The sequence below is a fragment of the Faecalibacterium sp. OM04-11BH genome, assembly GCF_003482185.1.
Lineage (GTDB): Bacteria > Bacillota > Clostridia > Oscillospirales > Ruminococcaceae > Faecalibacterium > Faecalibacterium tardum.
On the sequence record NZ_QULS01000001.1, the window covers coordinates 114,336 to 127,638 of the forward strand.

The window sequence follows — 13,303 nt, forward strand, 5'->3', positions numbered from 1 at the left end:
TAAGTAAAGCTGCCGTTGCAGCGAATATTCACCGAGAGCTTATAGCCCCGCTCCTCGCTGACCACCACGCGGAACGGGATGGGGGTGGCAGTGCCGTACAGGATCTCGCCCAGCTCCTTGGTGTTGATGTAGTACACCCGCTGGTCCTTGCCGGTGTCGCCGCCGTAGGTAAAGCGCTTGGCTACGGTCTGGAAGGTAGCAGCCAGACTATCGCCGAAGTTGCCGGTGAACACGCTGGGCTCGGTGGAGGAATCGAAGGTATACTCGCCCGGCTCGGCGCACACCTCCACCACCTTGCCCTGCTCCACGATGAGCATACACTGGCCATCGGCCACAGCAATGCCGCTGCCGTTGGTGATAATGTTGTCCTCGCCGTGGTTGGAGCTGCGGCGGGAAGTGCGCTTCTGGCCCTTGACCATCAGCACATCCTTGTCCAGAGAATCGCAATAGAAAAATTCCTTCCACTGGTCTGCAAGAGTTCCGCCCAGTGCGCCCATACCTGCTTTGATCAAACCCATAGTAATTTCCTCCTGTACGTTTTATTGTTTTGCTTTCTTCTTTTTTATCATGCAGAACGATTTCGTTTGTAAAAAGGTTCTGCCTGCTCAGGGGTAAGGGTCAGATAATTGATATTATAATCATACTGCAATGCGGCACTGAACGCAAGGCATTTCTAACCGTTGCCATCTGTCTTTCCGACTTCTTTCACAAAAAGAACACCGGAGCGTCCATAGAGACTCCGGTGTTCCGAAATAATATTTTTATGCTTGTCCCGTACTCAAAAAGGCTTAGAACCGCCGCCATGTATCCGGCATGAACAGCACCAGCATGGGGAAGATCTCCAGACGTCCGGCCAGCATATCGAAGATGAGCACCAGCTTTGCGGGGTCTGCAAAGCAGCCGAAGTTCTGCATTGGGCCTGCCATTTCCAAGCCCGGGCCGATGTTGTTCAGGGTAGCAGCCACGGCGGTAAAGTTGGTGACCATATCAAAGCCGTTCAGGCTGATGAGGAAAAAGGAGGCCGCAAAAATAAAGATATACGCCGCCACAAACACGTTGGTGGTGCGGATGGTCTCGTGGTTCAACAGCTTGCCGTCCATGCGGGCGGGCGCTACCACCTGCGGGTGCAGGGCAGTCTTGAGCTCCTTAGCCAGGGTCTTGCCCAGAATGAGGAAGCGGCTCACTTTGATGCCGCCGCCGGTACTGCCGGCGCAGGCGCCAATGAACATGAGCATGACCAGAATCTCTTTAGAGAGGGTGGGCCACAGGTCAAAATCGCAGCTGGAAAAGCCGGTGGTGGTGATGATGGAGCCCACCTGAAAAGCGGCCTGCCGCAGCGCCTCGCCAAAGCTGTTGTACATACTATAAATATTGGCGGTGATGATGCCCACTGCCACCGCAATGACCACAAAGTAGCCCCGCACCTCCTCGCTGGCAGCAGCGCGGCGGAACTTGCGCATGAGCAGCAGGAAGTAGGCATTGAAGTTGACGCCGAACAGGATCATGAAGATGGTCACGACCCACTGGATGTAGGGCGAAAAGCTGGCAAAGCTGTCGTTGCGGAAGCCGAAGCCGCCGGTGCCCGCCGTACCAAAGGCAGTGAGCATGGCTTCGAACAGGGGCATTCTGCCAACAAGCAGGAACACCAGTTCCAGCACGGTGAGGGCAAAGTAGATGCCGTACAGGATCTTAGCGGTAGACTGTACTTTGGGGACCAGCTTATCCACCTGCGGGCCGGGGCTTTCGGCTTTCATCAGGTTGACGTGGGAGCCGCCGGTCAGCGGCAGCAGTGAGAGCAGAAACACCAGAACGCCCATACCGCCGATCCAGTGGGTAAAGCTGCGCCAGAACAGAATACCGTTGGGCAGCCCCTCCACGGCGGGCAGAATGCTGGCACCGGTGGTGGTAAAGCCGGAGACCGTCTCAAACAGGGCATCCACGGGGTTCGGGATGCAGCCGGTGAGCACAAAGGGCACCGCGCCCATCACCGAGATGAACACCCAGCACAGCGAGGTAGCCGCAAAGCCTTCGCGCATATAGAACACCTTACTGCGGGCTTTGATGGTGTGCAGGGCGTAGCCGATGCCGGCGCTGACCGCAGCTGTGAGCAGAAACACGCCCAGCACCATCCACTCGCCATACACTAAGCTGGCGGCGGCGGGCAGCAGCAGCAACGCGCCCTCGATCATCAGCACATAGCCCAGCAGACGAAAAACGATCGCATAATTCATAGTCCGCCTCCGTCAGTGCTCCACGATATCGCGCAGATCGTGCAGACCATGCTCCAGCGTGACCACGATGACGTTATCGCCCACTTGGATCTGGTCGCCGCCGCGGGGGATCAAAATCTTGCTGCCGCGGGTAATGCAGCACAGCAGCAGGTTCTTTTTCAGGTGCAGCTGGCTCAGGGGCACACCGGTAGCGGCGCTCTCCTCGTGCACCGTAAATTCCAGTGCCTCCACGCGGTCGTCCAGAATGCGGTACAGAGTCTTGATGTTGTTGCCCGCCTCGTTTTGCAGGGCGCGGACGTACTGCACGATGTAGTCACAGGTCATGTACTTGGGGTAGACCACGCTGCCCAGATCCAGCCCGGCCAGAATATCGTCAAATTCCAGACGGTTGACCTTGGTCACCAGTTTGCCGTTGGAGTGCTTTTTGGCAAACAGGGTCAGCAGCACGTTCTCTTCGTCGATGTTGGTCAGCGCCACAAAGGCTTCGGTAGATTCCAGACCCTCGGAAAGCAAAAACTCGCGGTTGGAGCCGTCCTCGTTCAGGATCTGTGCGCCGGGCAGCTGCTCGGCCAGTTCCACGCAGCGGGCTGCGTCCCGCTCCACGATGCGCACCCGTACATGGTTTTCCAGCAGTTCCTGACTGAGGTAGTAGGCAATGGCACCGCCGCCCACGATCAGGGCGTTGCGCACCGGCTGCACCGGCAGATGCAGCTGCTGGAAGAAGGCGTGGGCCTTTTCCTGCGTAGCAAGGAAGGTGACCTGATCGCCCTTTTGCAGCACAAAGTTACCGTTGGGGATGATGACCCCGCCCTCACGCTCCACCGCGCACACCAGAATATCGCTCTTGAGCCGGGTGGGAATCTCGCGGATGGCTACGCCGTCCAGTGCATCGGGCAGCGCAAACTTGATCAGCCGCACACGGCCGTCCGCAAAGGTATCGATCTTGCTGGCACCGGGGAACCGCAGCAGATGGGAGATCTCCTTTGCCGCTGCCATTTCCGGGTTGATGATGGCGGAAATGCCGATCTGCTTTTTGATAAAGTCCAACTCGTGGCTGTAGGACGGGTTGCGCACGCGGGCAATACCGTGGCAGTGACCCGCCTTTTTGGCAAACATGCAACAAAGCAGGTTCAGTTCGTCCGAGCCGGTGACCGCAATGAACACATCCGCATCCTCAATGCCCGCCTCGGATAGGGTGGTGATGGACGAGCCATTGCCCACGATGCCCAGCACGTCGTAGCTTTCGGTCAGGTGCTCCACGCGCGCCTTGTTGGTGTCCACCACAGTCACGTTGTGGCCTTCCTCGCTGAGCTGGCGCGCCAGAGCCGTGCCGACCTTGCCGCCGCCCACCAGAATGATCTTCATAACAAGTCCTTTCTCCTTTGGCAGCCCCTTTTTCCGGGGCATGCAAGTACAGTGTAGTATACCATATCCCGATGCAAAGTTCTACCGTTTGCCCCGCAAATACAGCGAATTGCTTAAAAAGCGACAGTTCTTTTGTGCAAAAGGCCAATTTGCAGCGTGAAAACGCAAAAAGGGGCTGCCGCACAGCTTTGTGCAGCAGTCCCCTTGGGGCAAAACGATTTAGAATGCCCACCGCATACGCTTTGGGCATCCTCAGTGGAAAAACTATTGTTATAAGAGCAATGCCGGGCCGCCTGCGGGCTGCCCGGCATTGCATTTTCACGGAAAAACAGGGTTTTCCCTGCTGTCAGGTCTCAGTACCGCTCTACGCCGTCCTTGGTGACAAGGGCGTACACCAGCGGAGCTTCCTCCGGCTTTTCCGCGCCGTACACAAGGCCGCTGCGGTACTCGGCGGCAGCGGCTTCAAACTTGTCCGCTGCGCCGTAGAAGGTGGCAAGGCTTTCGCCCTTATGCACATAGTCGCCGCGCTTTTTGTGCAGGGTGATACCGGCGGCAAAATCCAGCGGGTCGCCTTTTTTCTGGCGGCCTGCGCCCAGCAGCACACTGGCAGAACCGATCTTTTCCGCATCGTTGGCCACAATGTAGCCGTCCTGCTCGGCCAGCAGTTCGTAGCTGGCGGCGGGCTGTGCAAACAGGCTGTAATCATCCAGCACCCGGATGTCGCCGCCCTGCGCGGCAAACATTTCCTTGCACTTTTCAAAGGCAGAGCCGTCCGCAATGACCGCCTCGGCCATAGCGCGGCAGTGGGCGGCATCGCCCTTGCCTGCCAGTACCAGCATGTTGGCCGCCAATTGCAGGCACACCTCGGTCAGGTCTGCCGGGCCGTGGCCCTTGAGCACGTCCATACTCTCCATGACTTCCAGACTGTTGCCGATGTTGTGCCCCAGCGGGGTGTCCATATCGGTGATCATGGCGGCTACCCGGCGGCCATGGTGGGTGCCGATGGCGACCATCAGCTGCGCCAGTTCAATGCTTTGATCTACGGTCTTCATAAAGGCACCCGTGCCGGTGGTGACATCCAGCAGGATGGCGTCCGAACCGGAGGCCAGCTTTTTGGACATGATGCTGGACGCAATCAACGGGATGCAGCTGACAGTAGCGGTAACGTCCCGCAGGGCGTACATCTTTTTATCCGCCACGGCAATGCCCTCGCTCTGGCCGATGACCGACAGACCGATCTGGTTCACCTGTGCAAAAAATTCCTCCTGCGAGAGGGCGGTCTTTGTGCCGGGCACGCTCTCCATCTTGTCGATGGTGCCGCCGGTGTGGCCTAAGCCCCGGCCGCTCATTTTGGCGATCTTCACCCCGCAGGCTGCCACGATGGGTGCGATGACCAGCGTGGTCTTGTCGCCCACACCGCCGGTGGAGTGCTTGTCCACCTTGATGCCCGGAATGGGCGAAAGGTCTACCATCACGCCGCTGTGCGCCATCACATCGGTCAGCTCAGCGGTCTCCTCATTGGTCATGCCGCGCAGATACACCGCCATCATCCATGCAGCCATCTGATAATCGGCCACTTCCCCGCTGACGAAGCCGTTGACAATAGCTTCCAGCTCTTCCCGGGTGTGGGTGCCGCCATCCCGTTTTTTTGCGATCAGATCATAAATACGCATCGTTTCACGCTCCTGTTCTTCCTGTTTTTGGGGGCGTTTTATGCCCGGATCTCCTGCCATACGCTCTTGCCGTCCAGCGTGGAAGCGTCCACTTCCAGATACTCGCAGATGGTCTTGGCGATGGTGCCGAAGCACAGCTTGGTGCCCAGATCCGTCCCCGCCTTCACGCCCTTGCCGCAGACCAGATACGGCACATACTCGCGGGTATGGTCGGTGGTCTTGGTGTAGGAGGGGTCGCAGCCGTGGTCGGCGGTGATCATAAGCAGGTCACCCTCCCGCATACCCGGGAGGAAATCGGCCAGAAAACGGTCGAACTCGGTGGCGGCGGCAGCGTAGCCTGCCACATCGCGGCGGTGGCCGTAGAGCATATCAAAGTCCACCAGATTCACAAAGGCAAGGCCCTCAAAATCCCGGGTCTGCAAAGCCTTGGTAAAGGCGATGCCATTGGTGTTGCCGGTGGTCTTGATCTTTTCGGTCACGCCCTCGCCGTCAAAAATATCGTAAATTTTGCCCACAGCGATCACGTCCTTACCGGCATCCTTTAACAGATCCAGCATGGTGGCGCGGGGCGGCTTCAGGCTCAGGTCGTGGCGGTTGGTGGTGCGGTAGAAGGTGTCGGCGCTGTTGCCCAGGAAGGGGCGGGCGATCACGCGGCCCACGCCGTACTTGCCCTTGAGCATTTCCCGGGCAATCTCACAGTAGCGGTACAGCTCGTGCACCGGCACCAGTTCTTCGTTGGCGGCCACCTGAAAAACGCTGTCGGCGCTGGTGTAGACGATGAGGGCGTTTTCCCGCATGGCCTGCTCGCCGTAGTCCTTCAGTACCTGCGTGCCGGAATAGGGCTTGTTGCACAGCACCTTGTGGCCGGTCTTTTGCTCGTACTCCCGGATCAGCTCCTCCGGGAAGCCCTCGGGGAAGGTGGGCAGCGGCTCCGGGCTGACTACACCGGCGATCTCCCAGTGGCCGATGGTGGTATCCTTGCCCATGCTCTGCTCCTGCAGGCGGGCAAAGGCAGCCGCCGGGGCATCCGTTCTCTCCCCTGCGGTCACACCGTCAATGTTGAACAAGCCCAGCTTGCGCAGATTGGGGCAATTGAAATTGGGGTGGTTCGCAATGGCACCCAAGGTGTTGGTGCCTGCATCGCCAAAGGCAGCGGCGTCCGGCTCTGCGCCAATACCAAAGCTGTCCAGCACGATCAGAAAAACGCGTTTTTCCATAATGGTCACTCCATTTCTCCGGGGCGCACCCCGGAACAGTACTACTTTGTTATTCCTATTATAAGCAAAAAGTCCCCCGGATGCAAGAGGACGCAGCCTTGTGCGGTCTTATCAGTTTTTGTGTTTTGCAGCAGTTTTCCCCTGTCGGGCAGCAAGCGGAAAGCCGCGGCGCATCGTTAAAAGTTTTACAATCCCTCCTGCGGACAGAAACAAACGCAAAAACTTGTATTCAAGCAAAAATTCCTCTTGCTCTCTTGCACCGGAATGATTATAATAATAGTTGGTAGAGTTTTTGGTTTTCCCGCTCTGCCATATAAACCGACCCGCTGTACCGGGAGCTTTTTTTGTTTCCCTTGGTCATACACAGCAGCCTGCAGGGATGCTGTGCCGGATATAGGTAAGAGAGAGTTGACGGAGGTATATTGCATGAGAAAGACGAAAATTATTTGCACCCTTGGCCCTTCCACCGATAAGGAAGGCGTGCTGCGCGATCTGATCGCCAACGGCATGAACGTGGCTCGTTTCAATTTTTCCCACGGTTCCCACGAGGAGCATCTGGGTCGCCTTGAAAAGCTGAAGGCTCTGCGCGAGGAGCTGGGTAAGCCCGTGGCTGCACTGCTGGACACCAAGGGTCCCGAGATCCGCCTGAAGGACTTCAAGAACGGCGTTGAGAATCTGGTTGCCGGCCAGACCTTTACCCTGACCACCCGCGATGTGGAGGGCACCAACGAGATCTGCTCCATCACCTACAAGGATCTGCCCATGGACGTGGAGCCGAACGGCACCATCATGCTGGACGACGGCCTGATCAAGCTGCAGATCCAGACCGTGAACGACACCGACATCGTCTGCACCGTACTGAATAGCGGCAAGATCAAGAACAAGAAGGGCGTCAACGTGCCCGGCGTGCACCTGTCCATGCCGTATATGAGCCAGCGCGATAAGGATGACATCATCTTCGGCATCCAGCAGGGTTACGATTTCATCGCTGCCTCCTTTGTGCGCACCGCACAGGACGTGTACGATATCCGCAACCTGCTGAACCAGTACGATTCCAACATCCGCATCATTGCAAAGATCGAGAACCGCGAGGGCGTGAACAACATCGACAGCATTCTGGCTGCTGCCGATGCCGTGATGGTGGCCCGTGGCGATCTGGGCGTGGAGATCGACTTCACCGAACTGCCCGGCATCCAGAAGACTATTATCGACCGCTCCTTCTCCTTCGGCAAGCCCATCGTCACCGCTACCCAGATGCTGGACAGCATGATCGTGAACCCCCGCCCCACCCGCGCCGAGATCTCGGACGTGGCAAACGCCATCTACGACGGCACCTCTGCCATTATGCTGTCCGGTGAGACCGCTGCCGGTGCCTACCCCGTGGAGGCACTCAAGACCATGTCCGCCATTGCTGAGCGCACTGAGCAGGAGGGCTTCCATCTTCGCGGCCGCACGATGGATTCCAACCCCGGCAAGATCAGCGTCTCTGACGCTACCGCCCATGCTGCCTGCCTGACCGCACGGGATGTGAACGCCGCCGCCATCGTTACCGTGTCCGAGTCCGGCACTACCGCCCGCCTGCTGAGCAAGTACCGCCCGCAGCAGCCCATTATTGCCTGCGTCATGCGCGAGCAGGTGCAGCGTCAGCTGTCCCTGAGTTGGGGCATCACTCCGCTGATGATGTCTCTGGCACACAGCACCGATGAGCTGATCGAGATGTCCACTGCTCTGGCCAAGGAGAACGGCTACCTGCACAACGGCGAGCTGGCTGTTGTGACCGCAGGCGTGCCCGTTGGCGTTTCCGGCACCACCAACATGATCAAGATCCACATGGTGGGCAACTGTCTGGCTACCGGCGTGGGTGTCGGCCCCGAGAACAACGATGTTGCCAGCGGCAAGGCCTGCGTCTGCCGCACCATGGACGAGGTGCGTGCCAAGTTCAAGCCCGGCATGGTGCTGGTGGTGCCCTCCACCAGCAACGAGATGCTGAGCTTTGTACGCGATGCTGCCGCTCTGGTGGTAGAGGAGCCCGGCCTGAACAGCCACGCCGCTATTGCCGGCAAGGCACTGCTGAAGCCCACCGTTGTGGGTGCCGCCGGTGCTACCAGCCACATCCGCGATGGTCTGATGGTGGCTGTGGACTGCGCACACGGCAGTGTGCAGCGCCTGCAGGGCTGATAAAGGAGAACTGTAGTATGGAACGTATCGCAAGCTTTTGCGTAGATCACACCCGGCTGGAGCGCGGAATGTACCTGAGCCGTCAGGACGGCGATGTGCTCACCTGGGACATCCGCATGAAAAAGCCCAATCAGGGCGATTACCTGAGCACCGCCGCTGCCCACACGCTGGAGCACCTGTTTGCAACCTATGCACGCAACAGTGCCGTGAAGGACGGGGTGATCTATGTTGGCCCCATGGGCTGCCGCACCGGTTTTTACCTGCTGACCCGGGGGCTGACCCCGGCGCAGGCATTGCAGCTGACGGTGGACGCCTACCGCTTTATGGCCGATTTTGAGGGCGCTGTGCCCGGTGCCAGCGAGGTGGAGTGCGGCAACTACCGCGATATGGATCTGCCTGCTGCCAAGGCCGAGGCCGCTGCTATGCTGCCCGTGCTGGAAGCGCTGACCGCAGAGGATCTGCACTACTGATCTATGAACCAAAAGGAGCACCGCACGGTTTTTTGTGCGGTGCTCCTTTTCATTGCAAAACGATTTTGAATGGCCTCCGCTTCCGCTCTGGCCATGTCAATAGGAATTTTATTATTAAAGAACAATCCCGGAAAGTCTGCGGACTTTCCGGGATTGAATTTTCACAGGAAAAGGGTTTCAATTGGAAATGGCCTCTATATCTAAAACGATCAAATCAGCCCCAAGGCTGCAAACTCCTTAGCAATGCCGTCCTCATACACCGAGGGAGCAATGCGGTCGCAGCGCTGCTTCAGGCTTGCAGAGCCATTGGCCATACAGACGCTGATGCCGACCACATCAGTCATTTGCAGATCGTTGTCGCTGTCGCCAAAGCCGATGCTGTCCTGCAGGGGCACGCCGAGATAGTCGCAGACGGCCTTGATGCCGCGTCCTTTGTCAAATTTACGGTTGATAAGCTCGCCGTTCACATAGCCGCCGTCCAGACCGTCCAGCTTGCTCTCGCAGAACACAAAGCGATCCTCGTACAGGCGCTTGGCCTCGTCCAAGTCCTTGCTGTGCTCCGCAATATACACGATCTTATACAACGGTTCACCCTTGTAATCAGCCAGTGGACTGATGGTCATGCCGTCCTCCATGGCCTTGCGCCAACGGGCGGCTTCGCTGTTCAGATTGCCTGCATCCCGGTGGGTGAAGCTCCAGCGCTCGATCATCTTCAGGCTGCCGTAGGTGGCATCCCGCGCTTCCAGCGTGCACTCTACACCGTGGCGCTCCATGGCGCTGCGCACACCCTCTGCCAGCTGCGGCTCCATAGGCAGGTCTACCAGCACCTTGTCCCCGCAAAACACATAACCGCCAGCACTGCATACCGCGCCGTCAAAGCCGTAGTGCAGCAGCGGCTGGGTCATGCGCAGGTTGCGCCCGGTGCACAGAAACAGTTTATGGCCGTTGGCACGCGCCTTGCGCAGCGCTTCCACCGTGCTTTGGGGGATCAGCATCTCGCCCGGGGGCAGCAGAGTGCCATCGATATCTAAAAAGATCAGTTTTTGTTTCATTTGTTCCTCTTTTTTACAGCGAGCCGCGCTCTACCAGCGTATAGCCCAGCGTGGTCTGGCGCACCGGCGCAGCGTCCGGCCCGGTATGCTCCAGGCTTTGCAGCAGCATCCGGGCGGCCTCCTGCCCTACCTGCTTTTGGTAGAAGCGGATGGTGGTCAAGCCGGGCTGCACTACCTTGCTCGCCCAGTTATCTCCGATGCCTGCAAGGCCTACGTCCTCCCCTACCCTGCGTCCAGCAGCGCGCAGCACCTGCAAAGCGCCAAAGGCCACGGTGTCGGTCACGCAGATCACACCGTCCAGCTGCGGGCAGCGCGCCAACAGCTCCTCCATGCAGCGTTGTCCTTCTTCCATGGAAAAGACAGCGCAGCAGGCGCGGGGCAGACCATCTGCATTTAGTCCCACCTCTCGCAGCGCATCCTGCACACCCTGACGGCGGGCCGCGCCGGTGGCAGCGTCCTGCTCGCTGCCGCCGATGTACACAATATTTTTGCGGCCATGCTCCAGCATCTTCCGGGTCAGGTCGCGGGCGGCAGAGCGGTCGTCGTTATAAACGCAGGGCAGGTCTGCAAAGCGCTGCCCTGTTACTACCACGGGCACACGGCAGTCCTTCAGTGCCTTGCACAGCTGTGGGCTGTTATCACAGCCCAGTAGAATGATACCGGCCACGTGGTTGCGCTGCAATGCTGTAAGGTATTCCAGCTCCATCTGCTCGTCCAGCTCGGTGTCAGCCAGCAGCATCAGGTAGCGGCTTGCGCCCAGCTCGGTCGCAATGCCGCTGGTGATCTGCCCCACCGACTGGGAGCTGATGCTGGGCACAATGACCCCCACCTGACGCACCTTGCCAGTGCGCAGGGTCTGGGCGGCAGTGTCCGGGCTGTAACCGGTCTGCTCCACTACGGCTTGTATCACGGCACGCTTCTGCTCGCTGAGAGGGCCGCCATTCAAATAGCGGCTGACCGCAGCACTGGAAACGCCTGCCAGCTTTGCAATATCACTGATGGTCATGGGTTTTTCTCCGTTCCCTCTCCGGCGGTAATGTGTAAACGTTTTCATGCTTATTATAAATCCGTTTCATATTTCCCGCAAGAGGTGCAATGACCGTTTTTCTGCGGGGCTATCCGCTACTTTTTTGGTTGTTTTGTACAGCGCAGCCGTTTTCGCTTTCCAATTTACCTCCAGATTTGCAAATAACGTTGCGTTTACAGCAAACCCATGCTGATGGCGCGTGCGATAATCCCCAGCACCAGCGCCGCCAGAATAATGCCCAGCGCTGCCTTGCTCTCGCCGCCGGTCTGCTGCTTTTTGCTGCGGGAGGCTGTGCCGCGGCTCTGCTTTGTACCGGTGCTGCGGCTGCGGGCGGCAGTGTTTTTGGTGCTGCGGGTCTGCTGTGCACTGCGGGGCTTGCTGCGGGCAGCAGCTTTCCCCTGCTGTGTGTTCTGCGGGCTGCTCTGGCGCGCTTTAAGGGGTTTGCCCTCGCTGCACCGGCTCAGGTAGTCCTCGGCTTCGCGGTAATACTGCGCCAACTCGTTCTCCTTAAAGGCGGTACCGGCGTAGCCCTCTTCCAGCGCCTCGATGGCCTCGTTGAACAGCAGCGCCGCCTGTGCGCCGTCTGCTGCAACTGCCGCGTGGGCAGCTTCGTTGCGGGCGGTGCGGATGGCGTTGCAGGCATGGCGGGCGGCAGAGGGGTGCGCCGTGTTGCCCAGCAAGTCCAGCGGGCGGGCAGCATCAGTCTCCGGGTCCAGCAGCACCCGCATACACAGGGTAGTGTCCAGCTGCTGCCAGCTGGTCTTGCCGGTAAGATCCGGCATACGGTCATAATAATCCGGGCTTTCCTGCTTGCGGACGGCAATATGCTCCAGCAGCGCGTCCAGACTGTGCGCCCCGGGCTTGCGCTCCCAGTGCCAGCGCAGCAGGCGGCGGCTGATCTCATCGCAGGCGGTCTTGATCTCAAAAGCCACCTGTAAGGCTTGTTCCGGCATGGCATTTCCTTTCTGTGCAATGCACACAAAAGGCGGAGAAGGCACGCTGCCCCCTCCGCCGGGATGAATCTTATTTTACAGCACGAACTGGTAGTACACAAAGCCGCACAGCGCAATGGCTGCGCACAGGATGGCCGTAATGGGCGGCACCCAGCGGATCAGCGCTTCTGCCACGCTGTCCCGGCTGTCCTCGTACTCCTCGTCATCGTCCTCCACAGGCGCGGGCTGACGCACCGGAGCCGGTGCCGGACGGCGGGCAGCGGCGGGCATCACGCGGGTGCCCTCGTCTGCCGCAGCAACGTCGGAAATTGGTGCGCGGTCAGCGGCGTCCAGCACACGGGTAGGCTCCGAGATGGGCTGGACGGGGGCAGCCTTCGGCTGGTAAGCCGCTGCGCCCATGACCCGGGTGGGCTCCTCTACGGGCGCTGCCGGGGCGGTAGGGGCTACACCCACGATGCGGGTAGGCTCCTCCACCGCAGCGGACGCTGCGGGCGCCGCCGGGGCGCTGAGGGGCATTTCCATCTCGTCTGCCGGGGCGGCGGGCTGCAACAGGGTATTCAGCGCATTCTGCAGCAGAATGCGGTCACAGCCACACTCCGAGCAGTAAACGGTGTCCTCCTCAGTGGGGTGGAAGGCACCGCAGGCGCAGTACCAGCCGTTTTCAAACACCTGCGGCTGATACTTGAGCCCGGTGCGGTTCATGCGGGCTTCCAGCGTCTTTTGCAGCTCTGGAGCCAGACGGCGGGGTGCGGGCAGGCGCACACGCTTGATGCCGTCCAGATGCACCACACGCTTGCCGTTGTACACATTGCACAGCGAAACATCCACGCTGGTGATGGCCTTTGCCGTGATGAACACGGCATCGTCCTGCCCGAACAGCTCGCCAGGCTTTACCTGAAGATCCCGATACTCGAACTTATCCTCGCACAGGATCACACCGTCCACGCCTTTGCATTTGAAGTGGATCTCCAGTGCGGTCAGGGTCACGCGGGAAATATTCTTGAAGGTCAGGCAGACAGCGTGCTCGCCGCTGACGTCCCCCTTAAGCAGCTCCACGCAGACGAACTGCACCGGGCTGCCGGGGGTATAGTAGTTTGCGCGGGTCTGGGCGACCGGGTTAAAATTTTCCTCCACGAT

Annotated in this window: 11 protein-coding genes; 2 read left to right on the forward strand and 9 right to left on the reverse strand. The window is 59.2% G+C overall.

Annotation, left to right across the window (positions count from 1 at the left end; translation table 11 throughout):
• The 5 genes from DXB44_RS00510 to DXB44_RS00530 all read right to left on the reverse strand — a co-directional run.
• On the reverse strand, positions 1-518 hold a 518-nt coding region (locus DXB44_RS00510; RefSeq protein WP_147366370.1), incomplete at its 3' end, for an SPFH domain-containing protein.
• Positions 519-788: 270 nt separating this feature from the next.
• A complete protein-coding gene (locus DXB44_RS00515) occupies positions 789-2,231 on the reverse strand; it encodes a TrkH family potassium uptake protein (RefSeq protein WP_118657358.1) in 1,443 nt (480 codons plus the stop codon).
• A 12-nt stretch (positions 2,232-2,243) separates the two neighbouring features.
• On the reverse strand, positions 2,244-3,596 hold the full coding sequence (gene trkA, locus DXB44_RS00520; RefSeq protein WP_055185070.1) for a Trk system potassium transporter TrkA: 1,353 nt from the start codon (positions 3,594-3,596) through the stop codon (positions 2,244-2,246).
• A gap of 353 nt (positions 3,597-3,949) precedes the next feature.
• Complete coding sequence (locus tag DXB44_RS00525) at positions 3,950-5,269, reverse strand: thymidine phosphorylase (protein WP_118657359.1); 1,320 nt, start codon at positions 5,267-5,269, stop codon at positions 3,950-3,952.
• A 38-nt stretch (positions 5,270-5,307) separates the two neighbouring features.
• Positions 5,308-6,486, reverse strand: a complete 1,179-nt coding sequence (locus DXB44_RS00530) for a phosphopentomutase (protein WP_118657360.1) — start codon at positions 6,484-6,486, stop codon at positions 5,308-5,310.
• Between the two features lie 426 nt (positions 6,487-6,912).
• On the opposite strand from DXB44_RS00530, the gene pyk reads away from it, so the two are divergent.
• Together pyk and DXB44_RS00540 are read left to right on the forward strand one after the other, a co-directional pair.
• On the forward strand, positions 6,913-8,664 hold the full coding sequence (gene pyk / locus DXB44_RS00535) for a pyruvate kinase (RefSeq protein ID WP_055185065.1): 1,752 nt from the start codon (positions 6,913-6,915) through the stop codon (positions 8,662-8,664).
• Positions 8,665-8,681: 17 nt separating this feature from the next.
• On the forward strand, positions 8,682-9,134 hold the full coding sequence (locus tag DXB44_RS00540) for an S-ribosylhomocysteine lyase (protein ID WP_118657361.1): 453 nt from the start codon (positions 8,682-8,684) through the stop codon (positions 9,132-9,134).
• A 209-nt stretch (positions 9,135-9,343) separates the two neighbouring features.
• Here DXB44_RS00540 and DXB44_RS00545 read toward each other — a convergent pair whose 3' ends face one another.
• From DXB44_RS00545 to DXB44_RS00560, 4 genes are all read right to left on the reverse strand, one after another.
• Complete coding sequence (locus DXB44_RS00545) at positions 9,344-10,186, reverse strand: HAD family hydrolase (RefSeq protein WP_118657362.1); 843 nt, start codon at positions 10,184-10,186, stop codon at positions 9,344-9,346.
• Between the two features lie 13 nt (positions 10,187-10,199).
• Entirely contained in the window at positions 10,200-11,192 is a 993-nt protein-coding gene (locus DXB44_RS00550; RefSeq protein WP_118657363.1) for a LacI family DNA-binding transcriptional regulator, read from the reverse strand.
• A gap of 194 nt (positions 11,193-11,386) precedes the next feature.
• The gene (locus DXB44_RS00555; protein ID WP_118657525.1) at positions 11,387-12,166 is read right to left on the reverse strand and encodes a hypothetical protein; all 780 of its coding nucleotides are present in this window, start codon (positions 12,164-12,166) and stop codon (positions 11,387-11,389) included.
• 75 nt (positions 12,167-12,241) lie between these two features.
• A complete protein-coding gene (locus DXB44_RS00560; RefSeq protein WP_118657364.1) occupies positions 12,242-13,300 on the reverse strand; it encodes a hypothetical protein in 1,059 nt (352 codons plus the stop codon).
• Between the last annotated feature and the right edge of the window lie 3 nt (positions 13,301-13,303).

Coding starts and splice junctions, on each gene's coding strand:
- DXB44_RS00515 (WP_118657358.1), bottom strand. CDS start 2,231: ATGAATTATGCGATCGTTTTTCGTCTGCTGGGCTATGTGCTGATGATC.
- trkA (WP_055185070.1), bottom strand. CDS start 3,596: ATGAAGATCATTCTGGTGGGCGGCGGCAAGGTCGGCACGGCTCTGGCG.
- DXB44_RS00525 (WP_118657359.1), bottom strand. CDS start 5,269: ATGCGTATTTATGATCTGATCGCAAAAAAACGGGATGGCGGCACCCAC.
- DXB44_RS00530 (WP_118657360.1), bottom strand. CDS start 6,486: ATGGAAAAACGCGTTTTTCTGATCGTGCTGGACAGCTTTGGTATTGGC.
- pyk (WP_055185065.1), top strand. CDS start 6,913: ATGAGAAAGACGAAAATTATTTGCACCCTTGGCCCTTCCACCGATAAG.
- DXB44_RS00540 (WP_118657361.1), top strand. CDS start 8,682: ATGGAACGTATCGCAAGCTTTTGCGTAGATCACACCCGGCTGGAGCGC.
- DXB44_RS00545 (WP_118657362.1), bottom strand. CDS start 10,186: ATGAAACAAAAACTGATCTTTTTAGATATCGATGGCACTCTGCTGCCC.
- DXB44_RS00550 (WP_118657363.1), bottom strand. CDS start 11,192: ATGACCATCAGTGATATTGCAAAGCTGGCAGGCGTTTCCAGTGCTGCG.
- DXB44_RS00555 (WP_118657525.1), bottom strand. CDS start 12,166: ATGCCGGAACAAGCCTTACAGGTGGCTTTTGAGATCAAGACCGCCTGC.